The sequence below is a fragment of the Granulicella rosea genome (assembly GCF_900188085.1).
GTDB lineage: Bacteria > Acidobacteriota > Terriglobia > Terriglobales > Acidobacteriaceae > Edaphobacter > Edaphobacter rosea.
The window spans coordinates 131,123-152,024 of record NZ_FZOU01000005.1 but is presented as its reverse complement, the minus strand read 5'-3'; the positions used below and the strand labels follow the sequence as shown (position 1 = coordinate 152,024).

At 62.7% G+C, this 20,902-nt stretch carries 20 protein-coding genes and 1 other RNA gene; 9 read left to right on the top strand and 12 right to left on the bottom strand.

What is annotated here, in order from left to right; genetic code table 11:
• Positions 1-63: 63 nt before the first annotated feature.
• The 5 genes from ssrS to CHB87_RS14740 all read left to right on the top strand — a co-directional run bounded on the left by ssrS (position 64) and on the right by CHB87_RS14740 (position 4,136).
• Positions 64-251: non-coding RNA, 6S RNA (gene ssrS, locus CHB87_RS14760), on the top strand.
• 35 nt (positions 252-286) lie between these two features.
• Complete coding sequence (locus tag CHB87_RS14755; protein ID WP_089409204.1) at positions 287-1,066, top strand: prolipoprotein diacylglyceryl transferase family protein; 780 nt, start codon at positions 287-289, stop codon at positions 1,064-1,066.
• Positions 1,067-1,084: 18 nt separating this feature from the next.
• Positions 1,085-2,179 (top strand): RluA family pseudouridine synthase, encoded by a 1,095-nt coding sequence (locus tag CHB87_RS14750; RefSeq protein ID WP_342743573.1) that lies wholly within the window; start codon positions 1,085-1,087, stop codon positions 2,177-2,179.
• A gap of 356 nt (positions 2,180-2,535) precedes the next feature.
• Complete coding sequence (locus CHB87_RS14745) at positions 2,536-3,504, top strand: VWA domain-containing protein (RefSeq protein WP_245818010.1); 969 nt, start codon at positions 2,536-2,538, stop codon at positions 3,502-3,504.
• A 62-nt stretch (positions 3,505-3,566) separates the two neighbouring features.
• Positions 3,567-4,136: a DUF4252 domain-containing protein gene (locus CHB87_RS14740; RefSeq protein WP_089409201.1), complete on the top strand. Its 570-nt coding sequence runs from the start codon at positions 3,567-3,569 to the stop codon at positions 4,134-4,136.
• Positions 4,137-4,348: 212 nt separating this feature from the next.
• On the opposite strand, the gene add is transcribed toward CHB87_RS14740, so the two are convergent.
• Positions 4,349-5,410 (bottom strand): adenosine deaminase, encoded by a 1,062-nt coding sequence (gene add / locus CHB87_RS14735; protein WP_089409200.1) that lies wholly within the window; start codon positions 5,408-5,410, stop codon positions 4,349-4,351.
• 95 nt (positions 5,411-5,505) lie between these two features.
• Here add and CHB87_RS14730 point away from each other — a divergent pair, with 95 nt between their 5' ends.
• Positions 5,506-6,447, top strand: coding sequence for a catalase family peroxidase (locus tag CHB87_RS14730; protein WP_089409199.1), 942 nt, complete (start codon positions 5,506-5,508; stop codon positions 6,445-6,447).
• 106 nt (positions 6,448-6,553) lie between these two features.
• On the opposite strand, the gene CHB87_RS14725 is transcribed toward CHB87_RS14730, so the two are convergent.
• The 5 genes from CHB87_RS14725 to CHB87_RS14710 all read right to left on the bottom strand — a co-directional run bounded on the left by CHB87_RS14725 (position 6,554) and on the right by CHB87_RS14710 (position 13,395).
• Positions 6,554-7,129: a hypothetical protein gene (locus tag CHB87_RS14725; RefSeq protein ID WP_089409198.1), complete on the bottom strand. Its 576-nt coding sequence runs from the start codon at positions 7,127-7,129 to the stop codon at positions 6,554-6,556.
• Between the two features lie 100 nt (positions 7,130-7,229).
• Positions 7,230-8,792: an amino acid permease gene (locus tag CHB87_RS14720; protein ID WP_089409197.1), complete on the bottom strand. Its 1,563-nt coding sequence runs from the start codon at positions 8,790-8,792 to the stop codon at positions 7,230-7,232.
• Between the two features lie 84 nt (positions 8,793-8,876).
• Positions 8,877-10,037, bottom strand: coding sequence for an acyltransferase family protein (locus CHB87_RS14715; protein WP_176441783.1), 1,161 nt, complete (start codon positions 10,035-10,037; stop codon positions 8,877-8,879).
• A 208-nt stretch (positions 10,038-10,245) separates the two neighbouring features.
• Positions 10,246-10,401 carry a hypothetical protein gene (locus tag CHB87_RS22325; RefSeq protein ID WP_176441782.1) on the bottom strand — a complete coding sequence of 52 codons (156 nt, stop codon included), beginning with the start codon at positions 10,399-10,401 and terminating at the stop codon, positions 10,246-10,248.
• A 180-nt stretch (positions 10,402-10,581) separates the two neighbouring features.
• A complete protein-coding gene (locus tag CHB87_RS14710) occupies positions 10,582-13,395 on the bottom strand; it encodes an ATP-dependent helicase (protein WP_245818009.1) in 2,814 nt (937 codons plus the stop codon).
• A 260-nt stretch (positions 13,396-13,655) separates the two neighbouring features.
• Between CHB87_RS14710 and CHB87_RS14705 the strand changes: the two genes are divergently transcribed.
• From CHB87_RS14705 to CHB87_RS14695, 3 genes are all read left to right on the top strand, one after another.
• Complete coding sequence (locus CHB87_RS14705; protein WP_089409195.1) at positions 13,656-14,000, top strand: hypothetical protein; 345 nt, start codon at positions 13,656-13,658, stop codon at positions 13,998-14,000.
• Positions 14,001-14,055: 55 nt separating this feature from the next.
• Complete coding sequence (locus tag CHB87_RS14700; protein WP_089409194.1) at positions 14,056-14,637, top strand: LOG family protein; 582 nt, start codon at positions 14,056-14,058, stop codon at positions 14,635-14,637.
• A 152-nt stretch (positions 14,638-14,789) separates the two neighbouring features.
• Positions 14,790-15,131: a hypothetical protein gene (locus CHB87_RS14695; protein ID WP_089409193.1), complete on the top strand. Its 342-nt coding sequence runs from the start codon at positions 14,790-14,792 to the stop codon at positions 15,129-15,131.
• Positions 15,132-15,161: 30 nt separating this feature from the next.
• On the opposite strand, the gene CHB87_RS14690 is transcribed toward CHB87_RS14695, so the two are convergent.
• The 6 genes from CHB87_RS14690 to CHB87_RS14665 all read right to left on the bottom strand — a co-directional run bounded on the left by CHB87_RS14690 (position 15,162) and on the right by CHB87_RS14665 (position 20,884).
• Complete coding sequence (locus CHB87_RS14690; RefSeq protein ID WP_089409192.1) at positions 15,162-15,950, bottom strand: DUF3050 domain-containing protein; 789 nt, start codon at positions 15,948-15,950, stop codon at positions 15,162-15,164.
• Between the two features lie 110 nt (positions 15,951-16,060).
• On the bottom strand, positions 16,061-16,513 hold the full coding sequence (locus CHB87_RS14685; RefSeq protein ID WP_089409191.1) for a gamma-butyrobetaine hydroxylase family protein: 453 nt from the start codon (positions 16,511-16,513) through the stop codon (positions 16,061-16,063).
• Between the two features lie 5 nt (positions 16,514-16,518).
• On the bottom strand, positions 16,519-17,313 hold the full coding sequence (locus CHB87_RS14680; protein WP_089409190.1) for a sulfite exporter TauE/SafE family protein: 795 nt from the start codon (positions 17,311-17,313) through the stop codon (positions 16,519-16,521).
• 195 nt (positions 17,314-17,508) lie between these two features.
• Positions 17,509-19,125 carry a pilus assembly protein TadG-related protein gene (locus CHB87_RS14675; protein WP_089409189.1) on the bottom strand — a complete coding sequence of 539 codons (1,617 nt, stop codon included), beginning with the start codon at positions 19,123-19,125 and terminating at the stop codon, positions 17,509-17,511.
• Positions 19,122-19,595 carry a TadE/TadG family type IV pilus assembly protein gene (locus CHB87_RS14670; RefSeq protein ID WP_176441781.1) on the bottom strand — a complete coding sequence of 158 codons (474 nt, stop codon included), beginning with the start codon at positions 19,593-19,595 and terminating at the stop codon, positions 19,122-19,124. Before CHB87_RS14670 ends, CHB87_RS14675 begins: the two co-directional genes overlap by 4 nt.
• A 506-nt stretch (positions 19,596-20,101) precedes the next feature.
• On the bottom strand, positions 20,102-20,884 hold the full coding sequence (locus CHB87_RS14665; RefSeq protein ID WP_089409187.1) for an ATP-binding cassette domain-containing protein: 783 nt from the start codon (positions 20,882-20,884) through the stop codon (positions 20,102-20,104).
• Positions 20,885-20,902: the final 18 nt, after the last annotated feature.

The following is a 20,902-nucleotide window of genomic DNA, read 5'->3' as shown; positions in this document are numbered from 1 at the left end:
TTTCCACAACCGGCGGGCTTGACTTGCCAATCTGCCGGGACGCGGTTAGCATCCAACCTAGAAACCGGCCTGCAAAGTTGGTACGCGAATACCGCAGGTTGAACCAATACTCAATGAACAGGGGTCAGACTCGTATACATGGTTCGGTGTGCTATGTCCGCCAGTCCGGAAAGCCTAAAGAACCACGGTTTGGTCCCACCGTCTTAAGACGGGTTCACCTGCGCCTCGTCGTACGGCCCAGCGGGTCGGTTTTGCAAATTTGATGGGCTAGACTGGATGTTAGCCCGTGTATCCCTATCTACTCCACTCCGGACATCTCTACCTGCCGACCTTCGGCGCGCTGGCGGCTCTGGGCCTGATGGCCGCGCTCACCCTTTCGCTGCGCACGGCGGAGTGGGTAGGCATCTCGCCCGACGCGATCTGGAATGCCGGGTCGTTCGCGGCGTTGGCGGCGTTCTTGCTCTCGCGTCTGCTGCTGGTGGCGACGAACTTCCGCAGCTTTCTGGCTTACCCGATGTACCTGCTGGCGGTTCCCTCGCTGACTCCGGGCGGAATCCTGTTGACGCTGATCGCCGTGGGCGTGTGGCTTTGGACGAAACAGATTCCGCTGATGGCCGCGCTGGACGCCTGGGCTCCGTGTGCGACGCTGGTCTGGGTGTTCCTCGCGGTCGGGCACTTCGCGGAGGGAAGCGATCTTGGTCTGCCAACCTCGACCTGGATCGGGATCGCGCTGCCGGGGACGACGACGCGGATGATTCCGGTGGCGCTGTTTGCGGCCGCGCTGGCCCTGGGGTTGACGTGGCTTCTGCTGCGGTCGCTGGCGAAGGACGGGACTCCGGGGCGGACCTTCGCGTTGGCGATGACGTTGACGGGCTTTGGACAGTTCGTGCTCAGCTTCTGGCGGGAACCGGCCGAGGGCGTCTTCGGCGATACGCTCGACCCGCTGCAGTGGGTGGCGATTGGAATGATGGCGGTTGGGGTTGGTTTTTGGGTCGCGACGCAACAGGTTCAGAAGCAGATTCCCTTCGGAAATGACAAACAAGAGTTGCAAGAGCAAAGGCGGTAGACAGTGCCATCACAAAATATGCTTCCAAAGGGACAGCGCCGGCGGTCGGTTCGGCCGGAGTATGTCGCAACGCGTTTCGTCGAACCGGAGATTGCGCCGGCGATTCCGGTGCTCGAGTTCGACGACGACGGCGACCTGACAGATGCGTCGGTGCGGACGTTTCCGGCCGACCCGGCATCGGCGGGGCTGCGGCTGGATGCATACCTCGCGCAATGCCTGCCGGATATCTCGCGGGCGCGGGTGCAGTTGCTGATCGAGGCCGGGCAGGTGAAGGTCGACGGGCTTGTACCGAAGGCCAAGCAGAAGCTGCATGGCGGCGAGACCATCGAGATCGAGGGCCAGCCCAACCCGGAGCCGCTGCACGCAGTCGCCGAGGATATTCCGCTCGACATCCTGTTCGAGGATAAGTATCTCGCCGTCATCAACAAGCCGGCCGGGATGATGGTTCACGCCGGCGCGGGTTCGACCGACGACGAGCGCAACCGCGGCACGCTGGTCAACGCCCTGCTCTTCCATCTGGCGCAGTTGTCCGACGTGGGCGGATCGCTGCGGCCGGGGATCGTGCATCGGCTGGACAAGCAGACCTCCGGCGTCATCATCGTCGCCAAGGACGACAGCACGCACCGCAAGCTGGGCGAGATGTTCTCCGGCCGCGAGGTGGCGAAGACCTACCTTGCGCTCGTCCACGGGCATGTGAAGAAGGACGATACGACCGTGACGCTGCCCATCGCGCGCGATCTCGTCCGGCGCATCCGCATGACGACGCGGCGTGCGGACGGTCGTGCCGCCGTCTCGCATGTGCATGTGCTGGAACGGTTTACGACGCCGCACGGGCCGTTCACCATGGTCCAGGTGAAGATCGAGACGGGGCGGACGCACCAGATTCGCGTCCACATGCAGTCGCTCGGGCACCCGGTGGTCGGAGATTTCCTGTACGGGGCGCCGCATCGGATTCTGCAGCTGGCCGGCGGCGGCGAGGGACTGGAGCTGACGCGGAACTTCCTGCACGCGGCCAACGTCGCGTTTACGCATCCGCAGACCGGCCAGGAGATGGAGCTGGAGGCTCCGCTGGCGCCGGAGCTGCTGGACTTTCTGGCCAGTTTGAAGGAGTAGAACCGCTCGCGTACTTGTTTGATCCCACCACGAGTTTTCGTCATCCTGCGCGGAGCGAAGGACCCCCGTATTTCGTCTTTGCTTTTGCGAGCGTTGAAGTCACAAATTTCGCGCCAGAACGAGCAACAACAAGAACAAGAACGAAATACGGGGGTCCTTCACTACGTTCAGGATGACGCGCGGTTTAGGCGACTCCGTGGAAAAGCAAGGGCAAGAGCAAAAGCAGATTCCCTTCGGGAATGACAAACAAAGGGCGACCTCGAAGTAACGAATGTTGTGGTCGGGCCGTCGAACACAAATCCAGTAGAATCATCCCGGTGACTGTACAGATGAAGTTTATGCATGCTTTTCGTCCGATGATCCTTGCAACCGCCTTCGGTTGCGCCGCTCTGCCGCTGTTTGCGCAGCAGACGCCTGCTCCAGCCACGCCCGCCGCGCCCACGGCGCCGGAGCCTACACCCACCGGTCAGCCGGATGAGCCGTATAAGCTGGTCGTCCGGACCGCCGAGGTCAACCTCGTCTTCACCGTGACGGACAAGAAGGGCCGCTTCATCACCGGGCTGAAGCGCGAAAACTTCGGGCTGCTCGACGACGGGCGTCCGCCCGAGGCCGTCAACAAGTTCACGCAGCAGACGAACCTTCCGCTGCGCCTCGGTGTGATGCTCGATACATCGAGCTCCATCCGGCAGCGCTTCAAGTTCGAGCAGGACGCGGCGATCGACTTCTTTCTGCAGGTGCTGCATACCAACGACCGCGCGTTCATCGAGGGATTCGACATTCAGCGGAACCTGCCGCAGGACTTCACCAACAACGTCGACCTGCTGAACCAGGGCATCCGCAAGCTGCGGCCGGGCGGCGGCACGGCGCTCTACGACGCGCTCTACAACACCTGCAAGGACCAGATGCTGACGCTGCGCGATGAAGGCGCGGTGCGGCGCGCCATCATCCTGGTCTCGGACGGAGACGACAACTACAGCCGCGCCTATCAGGCGGACGCTATCAAGATGTGCCAGCGCGCGGAGACGATCGTCTACACCATCTCGACCGACATCAGCCCCAGCAAGGGTAAGGGCGGCGAGGTGCTGCGCAAGATCGCCGAGGCAACCGGCGGGCAGCCGTTCTACCCGGTCAAGCTCGAAGACGTCGCGGTCGGCTTCCGCAACATCGAAGAGGAGCTGCGCAGCCAGTACCTGCTGGCCTATCGTCCGGCGGAGTTCAAGCAGGACGGCGCCTTCCGCACGATCTATCTGCAGTCCACCGACTCGCGCTACCACGTGCGCGCGAAGACAGGTTATTTTGCGCCACGTCCGCCGGACGAGAAGTAGATTTTTCCGGCGCAGGGTAACTCTGGGCTGCAAGCTGTGTCTAATCCCGTAGGGAGTTCTCCATGCGCGCGACACTTACTCTGCTTGCAGCCCTTGCTTTTTCCGCACCTGCCTTTGCGCAGGGACCCGAGCCGCCTTCGATCTCGCAGTACTTCTCCACGCTGGCCGACCAGCCGGCGAGCAAGACCGCCTTCAGCTTCGACCGCTCCATGCTGCAGATGGCGCAGAGCCTGATGGAGACGGGTGGGGTGGATGCGCATCATGCAGCGGCGGCGCTGACCGCCGTCTCGGTCGAGAACTACCACTACGCCCAGCCGGCCTTCTACACGCCGGAGACGTTGGCGAGCCTGCTCGGCGCCTTCCACGCCGCGGGCTGGAAGCACCTGGTCAACGGCAACCAGACGGTCGCCAACACGGCGCAGCCGCGCCACTCCGTCACCGACCTGTGGCTGCACTTTACCGGCGGCGATATCGACGGCGTCACGGTGTGTTCGCGCGGACCGCAGAATATGAGCGTCGTGCGCATCTCGGGCGACCTGCGGCCGCTGGACCTGGTGCATCTGAGCGGACACTTCGGCATCCCGAAGGTCGATCCGAGCGCGGTGATGGTGCCTGCGCCGGATGGACGATAAGCCTCACAACTTTCGGACCTGCCACAAACGCTCGTCATCCGGAGTGGAGCGAAGGACCCCTGTATTGCGCTTTTGTCGTTGTTTGTTTTCTCACTTGCATTCAAAGCGAGAATAGCCAAAGGCAAAGACGAAATACGGGGGTCCTTCACTACGTTCAGGATGACGGGCATTCTTGCGGGTTCAAGCAGGGGTCGCGGACAGAATATCTGTTTTCAGTGGCCGTAAGTCTCAATCTCATGCAGCAGCTTGAGCTTGCGCGGTGGCGGCAGGAAGCTGGCCTCCACGCTATTCGCCGCGAACTCGCGCATCTCGTCCAGGGAGAACTGAAACTTGTCCTGCACAAGGATGTACTCGTTCAGCAGGTCGCTGCCGAACATGGGTGGATCGTCGGAGTTGAGCGTGACCATGAGGCCGGCCTCGAAGTACTCCCGCACCGGGTGGTCGTCGTAGGCCGCGCAGCATGAGGTGCGGATGTTGCTGGTGACGTTCAGTTCGATGGGGATCTGACGTTCGGCGAGCACTTCGAGCAGCTCGGCGTCGTGCTGCGCGGCGAGTCCGTGGCCGATGCGCTCCGCCCCGATATTGAGCGCGGCCCAGATGCTGGCCGGTCCATCGACCGGGCCGGTGGACTCGCCTGCGTGGGCGGTCAGGCGCAGGCCGGCGGCCTTCGCCTCCTCATAGAGTTCGCGGAAGTCGTTGGCGGGACCGCGCGCCTCGTCCCCGCCGATGCCGATGCCGACGATGCTGGGGTACTTCGGCTGCAACTCGGCGGCGGTGCGGAAGACGCGCGCGGCCTCCTCCACGCCGAAGTGGCGGACGGCGTCGATGATCCAGAGCAGCGAGACGCCGAACTCCCTTTCGCCAGCGATCCGCGCGCCTTCGATCGCGTCCATGACCGACTCGATGGTGAGCTGCGGCTTGAACTTGTAGAGAATCCCGAAGGAGATGTATGCCTCGGCGTGAACGACGCCCTGCCGGGCGAGATCGCGGATCATGTGGTGCGTGATGAGGGCGAAGTCCTCCGGCGTCCGAAGCCGCTCGGAGACGGCCTTGAAGGCCATCAGGAAGTGGACGAAGTCCTCGTAGACGTAGAGCGCGCGTGCCTGTTCGAGTGTCAGCGGCTCGGCGTCGTGGCGTGCGCTCAGCTCGACCAGGGTCTCGGGCGTGATCGTGCCTTCGAGATGCAGATGCAGCTCGGCCTTGGGCAGGCCGCGAAGCCAGGCGGGAATGTCGATGGACTCGGCTTTAGTCTTCGTATGGTTAGAACGTGCCATCCATTCAGTTTAGCCCCGGCTCGTTTGAGGGGGTGTCTGCATTCATCGAGGTGTGAGAGAGTGGTTCTGAGAACCACCCTCGAGGAGAACGACCCATGCCGCTACCGACCGATGAGAAGTTGCTCGCGCTCAGCCAGAACCTGATCGACCAGTTCCATAAGATCTTCGGGGAATACCCGGGATTTCGCCCGGCGCATGCCAAGGGCGTCATGCTGACAGGAACCTTTACTCCCACGGCTGCAGCCGCCGGACTTTCTTCCGCGCAGCATCTGAACGCGCCGTCGACCCCGATCGTCGTGCGGTTTTCGGATTCGACCGGTCTGCCGCTGGTCCCGGACAACGACCCGAACGCGAATCCCAAGGGATTTGCGATCCGGTTCATGCTGGGCGAGCGCGTCCACACGGACATCGTCAGCCACTCCACTGATGGCTTTCCCACGCACACCGGCGACGAGTTTCTGGAGTTTCTGCGGGCGCTGGCGTCGAGCGACCCGAAGAATCTCGCCGGGTCGCCGCTCGAGGCCTTTCTGGGCTCGCATCCGGCGGCGCTGGCCTTCGTGCAGACGCCCAAGCCCTTTCCCTTCAGCTTCGGGACAGAGAGCTACTTCGGCGTGACGGCGATGAAGTTCACCAACGCGGCTGGCGAGAGCAAGTTTGGCCGCTATCGCATTCTGCCGGCTGCGGGGAACCAGTACCTAAGCGACGACATGGCCAAGCACCAAGACAGCGACTACCTCGTGGACGAGATCGGCGAGCGTGTGGCCGCGGCGCCGGTGAAGTTCACCCTGGCGGTACAGATCGCGCCGGAGGGTGCGGTGGTCGACGACGCGACAATCCACTGGCCGGCGGACAGCCAGGTGGTCGAACTGGGCACGCTGGAGCTGACGGCTCTCTCCGCCGATACGCTCGCCGAGCAGAAGCACATCATCTTCGACCCGATTCCGCGGCTGGCGGGCATCGAGCCCTCGGACGATCCGCTGCTGGAGCTGCGCGCGGCGATCTATCTGATGAGCGGGCGGAAGCGCCGCGAGGCGTAAAACGGCGCAAAAAGAGCCCCTGCCGCGGCGGGGGCTTTTGCTTTGTTGGACTGGCGCGAGAACGGCGGATCTTCCGCGAGGATGACGGGCAAGCAAGGCAATAGGCCTAATTCAGTTCGTGCGCCTTCTCGGTAAGAACGTAAAAGATGCCGCCGCCGTTCTGGTTGGGGTAGACCGTGATCTGGAGCCAGGTGTTGCGGTCGTAGCGTGCGATGCGCTGCTCGCGATTGTGCTCCTCCTCGAACTCCAGCTCGCCGTCGAGCGGGGCGTCGGCGCCGTACGCGAGGTGCTGACTCTGAACGATCTTTCCATCCTTCACCAGCGCGAAGATGCGCGTGTTGTCGCGGCTGCGCAGGAAATAGGTGCCGAGCGCTGCGTTGATGCCCTTCTGCGAGACCTGCGAGCCGATGACGTAAAGGGTGTCCCAGTCGCCGTCGAAGAGGTCGCCAGCCTGGACGCGGCAGTCCACCCGCTGATTGCACAGGCGAACGATGTGCGCGGCGGCGGTCTTGTCCATGTTGTCGGAGTCGGGCGCGAGGACGCGCCAGAGGATACCGCCGAGAACGCCCGCCACGAGCAGGATGGTGCCCACGATCACAAAGCGGATCTCACGCCGGGTGGTCCCGGTCTCCGGCATGTCGGGGACGCGCGAGTACTGTACCGTCTTGGCGTTGGAAGTCATGACGAATAAAGGTAGCACCAGCGCACGACTGCTGGCTTCCTTTATGTCATGAAACGAACCAAAATAATCATTCGGGCGGTGAACAACCCGGCAGACGCCGTCAGCCCTTGTAAAACTCGCTGCGCTTCCTCGAATAGAAGAAGTAGACGAACAGCCCGATGATCAGCCACACGAAGAATCGCACCCACGTGATCGCCGGCAGTCCCGCCATCAGCAGGATGCAGAAGAGCGTGCTGAGGATGGGGATCACCGGGCCAAACGGAACCCGGAAGCCGCGGCGACGTTCCGGGTCTTTCGCGCGCAGAACGATCACGCCGATCGAGACCAGCACAAAGGCGAAGAGCGTACCGATGTTCGACATCTCCGCGAAGGTGCCGACGTCGAAGAGCCCGGACGGGATCGCGACCAGGATTCCGGCAAACCACGTCGCAAACGCGGGGGTGCGAAACTTCGGGTGCAGGCTCGAAAAGATATCCGGCAGCAATTTATCGCGCGACATCGCGAACCAGACGCGCGCCTGGCCGAGCTGGAAGACCAGAATCGACGAAATCATGCCGACGATGGCGCCGATCAGCACGCCGAGTCGCACCCAGTGCAGGCGTCCGCCGCCGGGCTCGAGCGAGAGGCGTTTGAGCGCATTGACCACCGGCGCTCCGTCGCCAGCGACCGATTGCCACGGCACCATGCCGGTCAGCACCGCCGCCACGCCGATGTAGAGGATCGTGCAGACGATCAGCGTCGCGACGATGCCGATCGGAACATCGCGGCGCGGGTTGCGGCACTCTTCGCTTGCGGTCGAGACCGAGTCGAAGCCGATGTAAGTGAAGAAGATAATCGACCCGCCCGCCAGCACACCGGAGTAGCCGTTCGGCGAGAAGGGGTGGTAGTTGGCCGGATGGATGAACGACAGGCCGAAGAAGATGAAGAGCAGAATCGCCGCGATCTTAACCAGCACCATGATGTTGTTGGTGCGGGCGGACTCTCGAATGCCGCGCACGAGCACGACCGTCAGTAGCAGCACGATGATGAAGGCGGGGATGTCGAAGCCGAAGTGCCAGCCGGCGGCGAAGATATCCTTGCCGGCGAGATCCTGCAGGCCGAGCGGCAGATAGGCGGGCGAGAGCCACTTCGGATCGAGGTGGATGCCCAGCCAGTCGAGGAGATCGACGATATGCGCCGCGAATCCGACCGAGACGCTCATGTTCGAGAAGGCGTACTCGAGGATGAGGTCCCAGCCGATGATCCACGCGATCAGCTCGCCCAGCGTCGCGTAGGTGTAGGTGTAAGCCGAGCCGGCGATGGGGATCATGCTGGCAAGCTCTGCATAGCAGAGGCCGGTGAGTCCGCAGACGATGGCGACGAGCACCAGCGAAAGCGCCAGCGCGGGCCCGGCGCCGGGTCTGCCGGCAACCGCACCGGCATGACCGTGCAGTGCGCCGAGGATCAGGTCGATGATCGGCGAGCCCTTCCAGTCGGCGATCTTCGACGGATTGCCGCCGATGGCCGTACCGATGACCGTGAAGATGCCAGACCCAATGACCGCGCCGATGCCGAGCGCGGTGAGCGAGACCGGACCGAGCGTCTTCCGAAGCGCGTGCTCCGGCGACTCGGACTCCGAGATCAGCTTGTCGATGGATTTCGTTGCGAAGATTTGCCGGGCCAAGTTGAGTTGGTCGCTCCAGAAAGATAGGCTGGCGTCGAATGATCCGAGTGTAGCACTTCACCCCCCACGCCCCGGGACGAAAACTTATCTCGCAACACCAGGGGCACGGTAGTTGAACCATCGCTTGAGTCCGAGGAAGCGCACCTCAAAGACATGAAAGCTGAAGACGGCCAGTGCGACGGTGGCCGCGATCGTGAGTGTAAAGAGTGCGAGGTGCAGGAGCATTCTGGACTCAACATGCGCGGCGAGCCAAGGCCGAATGGCCTCGAGAATGAGCGGAAAGAGGATCAGGTGGTAAACATAGATGCCGTAGCTGTAGCGACCGAAGAAACGGAAGAACGACAGTCCCATCATGCGAGCCGGCGCCGAGGCCGGATCGAGGCTGCAGGCGATCAGCGAGGCGCCCAGCATCGCGAGAAGCGAATACCCATAGAGTGCAATCGCTCGATTGCTCTGCCATGCGAAGTTCCCCGTCCAGGCGGCCAGGCCTATGCAGCCAAGCAGGCTGAGCCCAAGACTGTACGGAGCGAACGACAAGACACGCGAACGGAGCGGACCACGCACTGCCAGGGCAAGCCACGCACCGGCCAGCAGCGAGTCCGCCCGCGTGAACGCGAGGTGATAGATCGATCCGAGACCAAAGCCATGCGCAAGCAGCAGCACGCGCAGCATGGCAGTCGCGGCGAAAAGAAAGGCTGTCACCCAGAGCAGGGCGCGGCGCGAGCGGATGAAAAATACGAGGAGCGGCCAGACGAAGTAGAACTGCTCCTCGACCGCGAGCGACCAGAGGTGTCCGCTGTACGCCAGCACCCTGGTTCCCTCCGAGCGCCAGTAAAGACTGGTGTTTTGCAGATAGGCGAAGAGAGCCAGAAGCTGGTTTTGCTGCGGGCGGTCGGCTGGGTGAATCGCAATCGCCAGCACGAGAACCACCAGGTAAAACAGAGGGAAGATGCGAAGAATCCGGCGAAGGTAGAAGTTACGAAAGAAATGTGGATCGGTCAGCGTGTCGAACAAAATGCCCGTGATCAGAAATCCCGAGAGCACGAAAAAAATATCCACGCCGATCCAGCCGCTGCCGCGAAGCTGCAGCACGAGATGCATGAACCTCGATGGAGAATCGACGTTCGACCAGAACAGGTGATAGACCAGGACGAGCATCACGGCAAGACCACGCACGCCATCGAGCGCAGCAATGTGTCGCAGCGGTTCGAGAACCGGCGGAACCTGTACGCTGCGATGACGCAAGTGGTCTGAATTCCTCGGCATGGGATGCAGCGATCGAGAAGGGGCCGGTGAACGAGGCACGCCAACCGCAGGACTGGCGCGGTGCAGAAACACGCTTGCTCAAGTTGAAGCAAATCTTCCGAACCGGCATGCAATCGAAGCCAAAGCACCGCTCATTGCGAGAGTGTGCTTTGGCTTCCCCGCAGGCCTGCGTTTTCAGCCGCTGCGACTAGCGCTTGGACTGTCCGCGTGCAGCCTTCTTCAGCTTCTGCTTGTTCTCACCGCGTGCGCCGGTGCGCTTCGCCTTGGGGGCGGCAGCCTTGCGGGCGGCCCGCTTGATCTTCTTGCGCTCAACGGTATCGGTAATTGCCTTGGTGTTTGCCATGAAAGTCAGGTTCTCTTTTCTAAAAATGTTTGGAAGGGTTGCAGGCTAAGAGCCGGGCGAACTTATCCACCAGCTTCTGCAAGCCGTGCTCGTACGATTGTACTGCACGAAGCGCGGTTCGGGCTGTCTAAATACAGGGATCCTTCACTCCGTTCAGGATGACGGGAATGAGTGGCAGGGCTATAAGCGCTCCAACTGCGCGAACTTTTCAATCAGCTTCTTCACGCCATGTTTCGCGAAGTTGACCGTGATCTTGGCGTCTTCGCCGTTGCCTTCGCACTCGAAGATCATGCCCTCGCCGTACTTCGGGTGGCGGACGCGTGCGCCCTTGGCGAGGCCGGTCTTCCCGGTCTGCTCCGGCACGTCGAGCTTCGGCTTCGTAAACTTCTGGCCGCGTGCGGCGAAGAAGCTGGCGATGTTGTCCATCGATCCCGAACCAACCTGAGGCGGGCGCCCAAGCGCGGCGGCGCGGAGGTTGTTGTTGCGCTGGCCACCCTGGCCCGACTGGTCTTCGTCCTCGTAGCTGTAATGGCGGTCGCCGCCATCCGTGTCCTGTCCTTTGCCGAAGCGGTTGCGACGCTCGAAGGGCGAATCATAGTCCGATCCGCCGCCGCGTCCGAACTGCGGTTGCGCCGGTGGGCTGCCGAGGTCTTCGACCAGCCGGCTGGGCACCTCTTCCAGAAAGCGCGAGGGCATCGACGACTCCGGCATATCCGAGCCGTAGCGGCGGCGGTAGCGGGCGCGCGTCATCACCAGCGTATCCATCGCACGCGTCATGCCGACATAGCAGAGGCGGCGCTCCTCCTCTAAGCCGGTGGGGTCGGTGATGGTGCGGGAGTGCGGGAAGAGACCCTCCTCCATGCCGGTCAGGAAGACCAGCGGGAACTCCAGCCCCTTGGCTGCGTGCAGCGTCATCAGGGTGACGCGGGCTTCGGCCGAGTACGAGTCCGCATCGGAGACCAGCGCCGCGTGGTCGAGGAAGTCGGCCAGGGTCTCGCCGCGTTCCTGCGCGTCCTGCGCGGCGTTGGCAAGTTCCTTCAGGTTCTCGATGCGCGAGTAGGACTCCGGCGTCGCCTCATCTTCGAGCGCGCGGATGTAGCCGGAACGGTCGTTGAGGAACTTGATGAGTTCGGGCAGAGTCGCGGCCTCGCCGGCGGTGCGGAAGGCCGGGCGCTCGGACGGCGCTTCGGATTGTGCGAGTGGCGAGGGCTTCTCTGCCTTTGCAGGCGCGCCACGTTTAGTCGAAAGCGCCGGCGCAAAGGGGTTGAAGCTGGCCACGTCGATGCCGTGCGCCGCGTCCGAGTCGGTCGCGTTCTCGGCGGCGATGGTGGAGATCTCTTCGCTCGGACCGAAGTCGAAGCCGAAGTTGAAGCTGGTGTCGAAGGAGGCGTCGACGACGGCTTCGGGGGCGGGCTCCGAGCTCGTATCGAAGCTCGTATCGCCGCCGCCATCTACATCTGACACCTGATCGGTTACAAAATTGAAATCTGTATCATCCTCGGTTACAGATCCGCCGACATCCTCCGTCAGCTTGGCGGCGAAGTCCGGTCCGAGCATGGCGCGGGCGTCTTCGATGAGGCGGCGGAAGTTGCCCAGCGCGGTGAGCGCGCGCGCGGGCAACAGCTTCTCTTCGGTCGCGCGGGCGATGGCGTCCCAGGTGCTGATGCCCGTCGTCAGCGCCATGCGTTCGAGCGTCTCCATGGTCGTCTTGCCGATGCCGCGCGGCGGCGAATTGACGCTGCGGCCCAACGCGACCGAATCGTGCGGGTTCTGCACCAGCTTCAAATAGCTGAGGATGTCCTTGACCTCGGAGCGGTCGTAGAACGAGAAGCCGCCGACCATGTGGTACTGAATCTGGTAGCGGCGCAGCGCCTCTTCGACCAGGCGCGACTGCGAGTTCGTGCGGTAAAGCACAGCGCAGCGCGGCAGCTCTTCTTGCTGGCCCGCCTCGCGCAGATACTTCTTGATGCGGTCGGCGATGAAGAGCGCTTCGTTCTCTCCGTCCGGGGCTTCGTAATAACCAATCAAAGACCCGCCCTCACGCGCGGTCCACAGGTTCTTGCCTTTGCGTTGCGTGTTCTGCGCGACCACGGCGCCGGCGCCTTCGAGGATCATCTGGGTCGAGCGATAGTTCTGTTCCAACCGGATGGTGCGAACGTTCGGAAAGTCCTTCTCGAAGTCGAGGATGTTCTTGATGTCCGCGCCGCGCCAGCTATAGATGGACTGGTCTTCGTCTCCCACCACGCAGACGTTGCCGTGATCGCCGGCGAGCAGCTTCATCAGCTCATACTGCGGACGGTTGGTGTCCTGGTACTCGTCGATCATGACGTATCTGTAACGGCGGTTGTAACGTTCTCTGACCTCCTTCGAGGACTTCAACAGCCGCACGGTCTCGAGCAGCAGGTCGTCGAAGTCGAGCGCGTTGGCCTTGGCCAACTCCTTGCGGTAGATCTCGAAGATGTGGGCGATCTTCTCTTCGATCGGGTTCGCGCTCGCGAGGAAGTACTCCTGCGGGTCGATCATATGGTTCTTCGCCCAACTGATGCGGCCCAGCGCGACGCGCGGCTTCAGGCTCTTATCGTCGATGCCGAGACGCTTGAGCGCGGCCTTCACGACCGCCTGCTGATCGGTCTCGTCGTAGATGGCGAAGCTGCGCGTCAGGCCCACGCCGTTGACCTGCAGGGCCTCGATATCGCGGCGCAACACGCGCACGCAGAAGCTGTGGAAGGTCGCCAGCGTAGGCATGGCCAGCGTGCTGTGGCCGAGGATCTTTTCGACACGCTCGGCCATCTCCTTCGCGGCCTTATTGGTGAAGGTGACGGCGAGGATCTGCTCGGCTGGGACGTTGCGCTCTTCGATCAGGTACGCGATGCGGTGCGTGATGACGCGAGTCTTGCCGGAGCCGGCGCCGGCGAGGAGCAGGACCGGACCGTCGACCGTGACGATGCCGTCCTGCTGCTGGGTGTTCATGTTGTTGAGAAGGTGCGACGCCATCGGTGAAAGCTCCAACCTCTATTCTAGTCGGTTGGCGGTGGGGAGTTTTCATCATGCGCATGCGCCCTTGTGAAGACAACGCGGCTGCAGGCAAGACGCAGGTCCTTCGGCTTCGCTCAGGATGACGGAGACATGTGCAAATAATATTGTGATTTCACGGAACGAACTGGAACGACCCTGCGTAACTCTTTTCACGACGAGCTTGACTGAACCATGGCAGGAAAACCCGTCGAGAACTTGAAATATAAAGGGGAATTCCAATGATCCGTCAGACTGCCATCGCTCTCGTCCTCGCCGCCACCGCCGCCCTCGCCCCCACGACCGCCACCGCCGCACCGCTTGCGAACCTGCTGCATCTGCACCCCCACACCGCCGCCCAGCAGGATGCCCGCGTCAGCTTCTACCTGCATAACAACGGTTACCAGTATGCCGAGTTCGTCGTCGACGGCAAGGCGTATCCGCTGCAGCCGAACGCCTCGGTCGCCGTCAAGGCTCTGCCTGGCACGGTCGTCTACACCCGCACCAACCTGCTTGTGCGCAAGCGCGGCGACGCGATCCTGACGGTCGATCCGAAGGTCCAGGGCGCGCGCATCAACCTGAACTAAGCCGGCCGGCATTCAGCTACACCGCGATCATGCGGTGGGAGATAATCGAAGCACGATGCCCCCACCGCCCTCTTCCCCCCAGCCCCAGCCCTCCCCCATACGCAACATCGCAGTCTTCTGCGCGTCGGCCAATGGCGCGCAACCCGCATACCGCGCGGCAGCCGAAGAGCTTGGCAAGGCCCTGGCCGCACACAACCTCGAATTGATCTACGGCGGCGCAAAGGTGGGCCTGATGCAGGCCGTCGCCGATGCGTCGCTTGCCGCTGGCGGCGCGGTCGTGGGAGTGATCCCGCATGTGCTGGTCGACCTCGAGGTCGCGCACCAGGGGCTCACCGAGCTGCACGTCACCGACACCATGCACACGCGCAAGGCGCTGATGGGTGAGCGCGCGGACGCGTTCATCGTGCTGCCCGGCGGCTACGGCACGCTCGAAGAGGTCTTCGAGGTGCTCGCATGGCAGACCCTCAGGATCCATGACAAACCGGTGCTGCTGCTGAACACGCTCGGCTTCTACGACAAGCTGCTGGCCTTCCTCGACCATGCGGTGACGGAGGGCGTGTTGAAGCCGAAGAACCGGGCGATTCTGCTGGTTGCGAATACGGTGGATGAGGCCCTGGCCTTGCTTGGAATCGGTTAGTTCGAGGCGAGCGATTTAATCTCGGGAAATTGCGATTTATTGGGGAACTACTTTGAGTGCGCCTGCGTAACTCAACTTACGACCCGCCCTCTGAACCATGGCAGAGTGGCCCGCCGAATATAGAACGAACTGTCCCGTGAGGGACCGGAGCCATGATGACTATACGTCAGATTCTCGCCACGTCGATCGCCGCCTTTGCGCTTGTTTCCACCCCTGCCCTTCATGCAGCCCCGACCAACTTCTCTTCCCCCATCCATGCTGCGTTCGGGAAGCCGAAGATGGTCAAGATCAGCTTCTTCAACGACTCGGGAACGCCGATCGAACTGAAGGTCGGCGACGAGATCGTGAAGCTGGACACTGGCAAGACCGTCGACCTTCACCTTGCCGTCGGCGTCCGGGTGCTTGCCAATACAGCGACCTCCAAGATGGCCGTCGGCACGGTGATCGCCGAGGTGGCGCCTTCGCTCAACGGAGCGACCCTCCGCATCCTCTAACCCTGCGAGCCTCTGGAAGGCTCCAGAGGCTCAGTACACCGGCGCCGGAGCGGGCGTCTCGCGCAGGCTCGCCAGGATGCCGTCCCAGAGAGCGATACGCGCTTCAACCGCTGCCGCGGCGGCGTCTCCGGCCTGCTGCCACTTGACCGGATCGTCGCCGCATAGCTCTGCGATCATGCGCAGGGCCATGGGTCCGTGCTCGTCGCCGTCGACCTCGATGTGACGATCAAGATACCAGCGAAAGGTAGCGAGGCGGCCGGAGAGGCGCTCGTTCTGGTCGCGGATGAAGCCGCGAAACATATCCGGGATCAGGTCTTCGCGGCCGAAGGTGAATGCCGCCGCAATCCTGTGAGTTTCACCCGTGGCGATGACCCGAAAGGTCTCGCCGACAAAGGCCCGGGCGGCCGGGGATGCGCCGCAATCGGCGATCGAAGTCTCCCACGACTCGCCATCGGCGATGCCTCGCAGGAACGCGTCGATGGCGACCGTAGACGCGCCGCACTGCTGCATGGCGAGGCGGTAGAGCTCGAAGTGGCTGAGCGCCCGGCCTTCGTACAGATCGCTCTCCTCGCCGAGGACGATCTCGTTGACGAGGCGGCGCGACTCGGGAAATGCGCTCGGCGTCCAGGGCACATCGACGCAGGTAAGCGCGCGCTGCAGTGACTTCAGCAGGCTCATAAAATCCCATACGGCAAAGACGTGCGTCTGCATGAAGAGCTGCAGGTCTTCAACCGTTTCAAACGAAAGATAGAGCGGATGCGCGGCCAGTCTGGCATAGAGCGGCGCGAGGCGGGATTCGAGTGCTTCAACGTGGTGCATGCGTGGTTCCTTCGACGTTGTTACGTGTAACGAAATAGAAGGGGAAGCAGATTCGCTGCGGGAATGACAAAAAGTGCAACGACAAAGACAAAGCAGGTCCTCCGCTTCGCTCAGGATGACAGCTTTGTGGGTTGCGCTGCGTTGAGGCAGACCTCGCACTGGCACATGCGGCGCAGGTAGTCCCAGCTATAGATGCCGCTCTCGTGGCCGTCCGTCCACTTGAAGCGGATGGCGTACTTCCCTACCGGCGTCGCCTCCAGCGGACGCGCCGGCGCCTGGTACATCTGCAGCAGACCCTGCGGCTTGGGCTTCGGCTCGCCGGGCTGGCGATCGGCGTGTTCGCGCTCTTCGTTGCAGGTGGCGCAGGGGCAGGCATCGCGCAGCCAGGGGAAGGTCCACACGCTTTGGTGGCCGTCCTTCCAGTCGATCTCGACGCCGGTGCCTTCAGTCTTTTTCACTCGCACCTTGGCGGGTGTAACGGCCGATTGCGGCAGCTTGGTTTCGGCTGCGCTCTCGCGGCGGGCGGTCTCTTCACTGACGATGCGAATGCCTTCGTGACTCATACGTTTTAGTTCCTTTGCTTCCAGAAGAAATACGCGGCGATGACGACGCCGCTGACGATAACGACCGCGCGCAAAGCCGCCGGATTCATCCGCCGCGCATAGTGCGCGCCCACATAGCCGCCCACGCCGGCGAAGATCATCGACACCAGGCAGTAGTGCCACAGCACCGCGCCGCGGACGATAAAGGTCAGAATGGCGCAGAGGTTCGAAAAGCAGGCGGTGACGACCTTCAGCGCGTTGAGCTGATTCATGTGCTCCATGCCGAAGAGCGCGAGGATCGTCATGACCAGGAAGCCCCCACCCGCGCCGAAGTAGCCGATGTAGAAGCAGATGGGCAGCAGGGCAAAGAAGAGCGAGATCCGGTGGATGCGCGGCTCTGTCTCGTGCAGGCGCTCGGCCTTGCTGGTACGCGTGCGTATCCAGCGCGATACCGGGCCGCTGACGCCGAAGATCACCGAGCCGCCCAGCAGCAGCCACGGGATCAGGTGCATGAACGTCACCTGCTTCGTATGCAGCAGAACCCACGCGCCGCCCACGCCGCCAGTGATCGAGACCAGGCTGACCGTAAGCAGCAGATCGCGCCGCACATCGTTGCGCAGGGCGGCCAGCGAGGTAAGCTGGCCGGGCCAGAGAGCGACCGTGTTCGTCGCGTTCGCCTGAATGGGCGGCACGCCGATGGCGAGCATGGCGGGAAACGAGATGAACGAGCCTCCCCCGGCCATCGCGTTGATAAAGCCCGCGATGAAGGAGGCCGCAACCAGCCAGAGGTAGTGCCAGTTCGAGCTGATGGCGGAGAACATTCTTTCCCCATTGTAAATGGCAAGCCCGAACGACGCGCCCAGAACGGCCTCGCCGCTAAGAACAAAGACGCAGGTCCTTCGCGATGCTCAGGATGACGGACTTTGTGGGTTGAGCACTTAAGCATCAGCCACCTACGTTTGTCATCCTGAGCGAAGCGAAGGACCCGCGTCTCGGAACCGGCGATATCTCCACCGTTAGGTCGTGTTGTCCGGAATCAACCGAGCCGTCGTCAGGTCGTTGGCGATCTGGGTGAAGATATCGTTTAGCGACGTGACCGACTGCACGTTCGCATAGCAGGTGCTGAGTGAGCCGGTCTGCTTGTAGTCCGAAAAGAAGTACTGCGGAGCCGAGGCCATGTCGGCCATGGTCTGGCAGGGACTGATGTTCGGGTACGAGCCCGCGTTCGTGTCGCTGGCGCAGCCCGTTGGCTCCGACCCGTAGGCGATCGAGTAGACGCGGGTTCCGGCGGCGGTGGCGGCGGTGGCGGCCTTGACGCCCTGGCCGCACTCGCCCACATAGGATGGATACGTGCCGCTGTTGGTCGCCAGTTGCGTTCCGCCAACTGCCTTGCCGTAGTTGAATCCGCACCAGTAGCCGTAGACGTTGCTCGCGCCAAGCAGAGACTGGGTCAGGTTGCCGAACCCGCAGTCGTTGGTCTGCTGCATGGACTGAATCGGCCAGGAGACTCCGGAGACGGGCGAGTTGATGGCCGGCGCCGTCGCGTCGCCGTCGCTCAGGATGATCATGACATTCTGCGAGCCGGGATTGGCGGCCTGCGCGGCGACCAGCGCCGCCTGCGCCGAGTAGATCACCGACGCATAGTAGGTTCCGATGTAGCCGGAGCTGGGATTCGGCGGCGTCATACCGTTGCACCCGGTCTTGCCGCCCGACAGAACCGTGAGCGCGGAGTTGGGATTCAACGTTGTCGCCGTGGCCGACGTCTTGTAGTCGCTCAGGAACGGCGTCACCTGGTAGGTCACATTGGTGGGACTGTAGCTGGTCGCCGTGGCCGTCGGGAAGGTATACGGCGCGGCAGTCGGCGAGCTATTGGAGCAGTTGTAGTAGTTCGCGACGGTCGAGATCGTCGACTGCGGAAACGCAAAGACGCTGACGCGGTCGACCGAGTTGGCCGCCACTCCATTCGTGATGGTGCAGGTGGTCAGGTTCTTCGCGCAGGGCTCTAGGCTCTGCAGCAACACCTTCGTTCCCGAAAGCGCGCAGGCGATCTGCGTATTGCCGCAGTCGGCGTCCACGTTGTTCATCGAGAGCGACTCATCCAGAATGATCGCCACGTTATACGGCGTGGGCGAGGCGCCGCGCATGGCGGCCGTCGCGCTGGTCGTAATCGTGAACGACTTCTTGCCCAGGATGGCCCAGAAATACAGCGGCATCGCGACCGTCTGCTTCACCGCGACCGCATTGGCGTATGTCGGCGAGACGCACGCCATCCCCTGCGCCTGCAGGCTGGTCAGGCACTTCTGCGCCGGATAGCCCGAGACCATGGTCACATTCGGCAGATCGGCGTAGGCGTTCGCCCCACCTTTGATGGAGCTGTAAGAATTCGCAGCATTGACGCCCGAGTTCGAACTGCAGGCGGAAAGTACCGGGCAGGTCAGGCTTGCCGCCCCGGCCAGCGCAGCCGCGTTGGTCGAAACCTGCAGCCGGCGATACGTGTAGTAGCTATGGCCAATGTCGAGCACCGTGCCCGAGATGCCGATCAGCGCGGTCAGCATGATGGCGACGAGCGGCAGCATCTGCCCGTCCTCATCCTTCGCAAAACGGCGCATGAAGCCTGTGAGACGCCGAATCACTGGATCAGCTCCGACGACTGCGCGGTCAGCGAGCAGGTGGGGGCGTAGTTCGCCTTGTAGACCACCAGGCTGCAGGGGTAGGTGACGGTCACCTGCGCGGTCGCGCCCTGCACCATGTTCGCGGCCGAACCGGTGATGGTGGTGGCGGCGCTGCACGACGTGCCGGTGTAGGAGACGCCATTGATCGTGATCTTGAAGCCGAGATTCGCATGCGTCAGATTCTGCGCTGCGTTGTAGACGGCGGTGCTGGTGGTGCTGCAGGGGTCGGTGGTCTGTCCGCGGCTGATGGCAAGCTGCTGCGCGCCGACGCTGGTTGCATTCAGCAGGGTCTGATAGTTGTTCAGCGCGATGCCGAAGGTTGTGATGCCGGTGACGACCAGCAGGAGCAAAGGCAGGGAGACGGCCAGCTCGACTGCGGCCTGGCCGCTCTCATCACGTAGCTTACGGATTGATTTAAGGATTGCGTTCACTGGAGCGACTCCATGTTTCGACGAATTGCGATGAAACAAGACCGGGAGAGTAAGTGCTACGACAGGGAACGGTTTATTCCCCAGATGCTTTATCTGGGGTTTGTCTCTCTGTCTTGAAGGGTGTCGCGGAATGAAGCACCGCAACGGGGCCGAAGTAAGATCAGCTTAGGCTTTGTGCCGGGCGAAGGACATAGCACTTTGCCGCCAATGGGGGCCAGGCAACCCACCACGTTCGTCACGTGAACCGGTAACTATGGGTAACCATCCTGATTCCTCAACCACTTGCGAAACAAGGGTTCAGGACACAGGGTTCAGGGGCCAGGGTCTGATCGCTCCTACCGCCGAGTGCCGACAGGCGGTACTTTTTCATGGGCGATCCCGCCCGGCGCAGCCTTGAACTAAGGTGAGGTTACCGAAGTGCGGGCAGCCGGTCTCTCCCGCAGAGGTTGCAGAAGGATCGCCAATATGGGGATCGGTCCGAACCTTCCAGGTCCTGCGCCTATTTACTACTTTACGGGCATCTCGGGCGTCGCGGCGATCAACTGCTGCGTGTAGGTCTCGCGGGGATGGTCGCATAGCTCGACCGCATCGCCAATCTCCACCAGCCGGCCGCGCTGCATGACCGCGACCCGGTCGCATAAGTAGCGCACCAGCGGCATGGAGTGCGAGATGAAGAGATACGTCAGCCCATGCGTTCGCTGCAGCTCGCGCAACAGGTTCACCACCTGCGCGCCGACCGAGACGTCCAGCGCGCTGACCGGCTCATCCAGCACTAGAAATTCGGGCTTCAGCGCCAGCGCGCGAGCGATGTTGATGCGCTGCCGCTGGCCTCCGCTGAACTCGTGCGGGTAACGGTCAAGCGACTCCGTGGGCAGGCTGACCTGCTCCATCAGGCCCCGGATGCGCGCTTCGACCTCATCCTTGCCGAAGCCGCCATGGATCGCGAACGGTTCGGCAACGATCTGCCGGACGTTCATGCGCGGATTCAGCGCGGCATAGGGATCCTGAAAGACGATCTGCATCCGCTGGCGCAGCGCCCGCATGCGACCGGAACTCTGCGCGAGCAGATCGACGCCGTCGAACCGCACCTCGCCCGCCGTCGGTTCGATGAGCCGCAGAATCATGCGCGCGACTGTGGATTTTCCCGAGCCGGACTCGCCCACCAGGCCAAGGGTCTCGCCCCTGCGGATATTCAGCGATACCCCGTCGACGACGCGGCCACGGCCGTACACCTTGACCAGGCCGGTCGCCTGCACCAGAAATTGTTCGGATTCGGACCCCGGCAGCATAGCCGGATGGTAGCATCC

Coding starts and splice junctions, on each gene's coding strand:
- CHB87_RS14740 (WP_089409201.1), top strand. CDS start 3,567: ATGCGCGCGACACTTACTCTGCTTGCAGCCCTTGCTTTTTCCGCACCT.
- CHB87_RS14725 (WP_089409198.1), bottom strand. CDS start 7,129: ATGACTTCCAACGCCAAGACGGTACAGTACTCGCGCGTCCCCGACATG.
- CHB87_RS14695 (WP_089409193.1), top strand. CDS start 14,790: ATGATGACTATACGTCAGATTCTCGCCACGTCGATCGCCGCCTTTGCG.
- CHB87_RS14665 (WP_089409187.1), bottom strand. CDS start 20,884: ATGCTGCCGGGGTCCGAATCCGAACAATTTCTGGTGCAGGCGACCGGC.
- CHB87_RS14730 (WP_089409199.1), top strand. CDS start 5,506: ATGCCGCTACCGACCGATGAGAAGTTGCTCGCGCTCAGCCAGAACCTG.
- add (WP_089409200.1), bottom strand. CDS start 5,410: ATGGCACGTTCTAACCATACGAAGACTAAAGCCGAGTCCATCGACATT.
- CHB87_RS14690 (WP_089409192.1), bottom strand. CDS start 15,950: ATGCACCACGTTGAAGCACTCGAATCCCGCCTCGCGCCGCTCTATGCC.
- CHB87_RS14745 (WP_245818010.1), top strand. CDS start 2,536: ATGATCCTTGCAACCGCCTTCGGTTGCGCCGCTCTGCCGCTGTTTGCG.
- CHB87_RS14710 (WP_245818009.1), bottom strand. CDS start 13,395: ATGGCGTCGCACCTTCTCAACAACATGAACACCCAGCAGCAGGACGGC.
- CHB87_RS14680 (WP_089409190.1), bottom strand. CDS start 17,313: ATGTTCTCCGCCATCAGCTCGAACTGGCACTACCTCTGGCTGGTTGCG.
- CHB87_RS14705 (WP_089409195.1), top strand. CDS start 13,656: ATGATCCGTCAGACTGCCATCGCTCTCGTCCTCGCCGCCACCGCCGCC.
- CHB87_RS22325 (WP_176441782.1), bottom strand. CDS start 10,401: ATGGCAAACACCAAGGCAATTACCGATACCGTTGAGCGCAAGAAGATC.
- CHB87_RS14700 (WP_089409194.1), top strand. CDS start 14,056: ATGCCCCCACCGCCCTCTTCCCCCCAGCCCCAGCCCTCCCCCATACGC.
- CHB87_RS14750 (WP_342743573.1), top strand. CDS start 1,085: ATGCTTCCAAAGGGACAGCGCCGGCGGTCGGTTCGGCCGGAGTATGTC.
- CHB87_RS14685 (WP_089409191.1), bottom strand. CDS start 16,513: ATGAGTCACGAAGGCATTCGCATCGTCAGTGAAGAGACCGCCCGCCGC.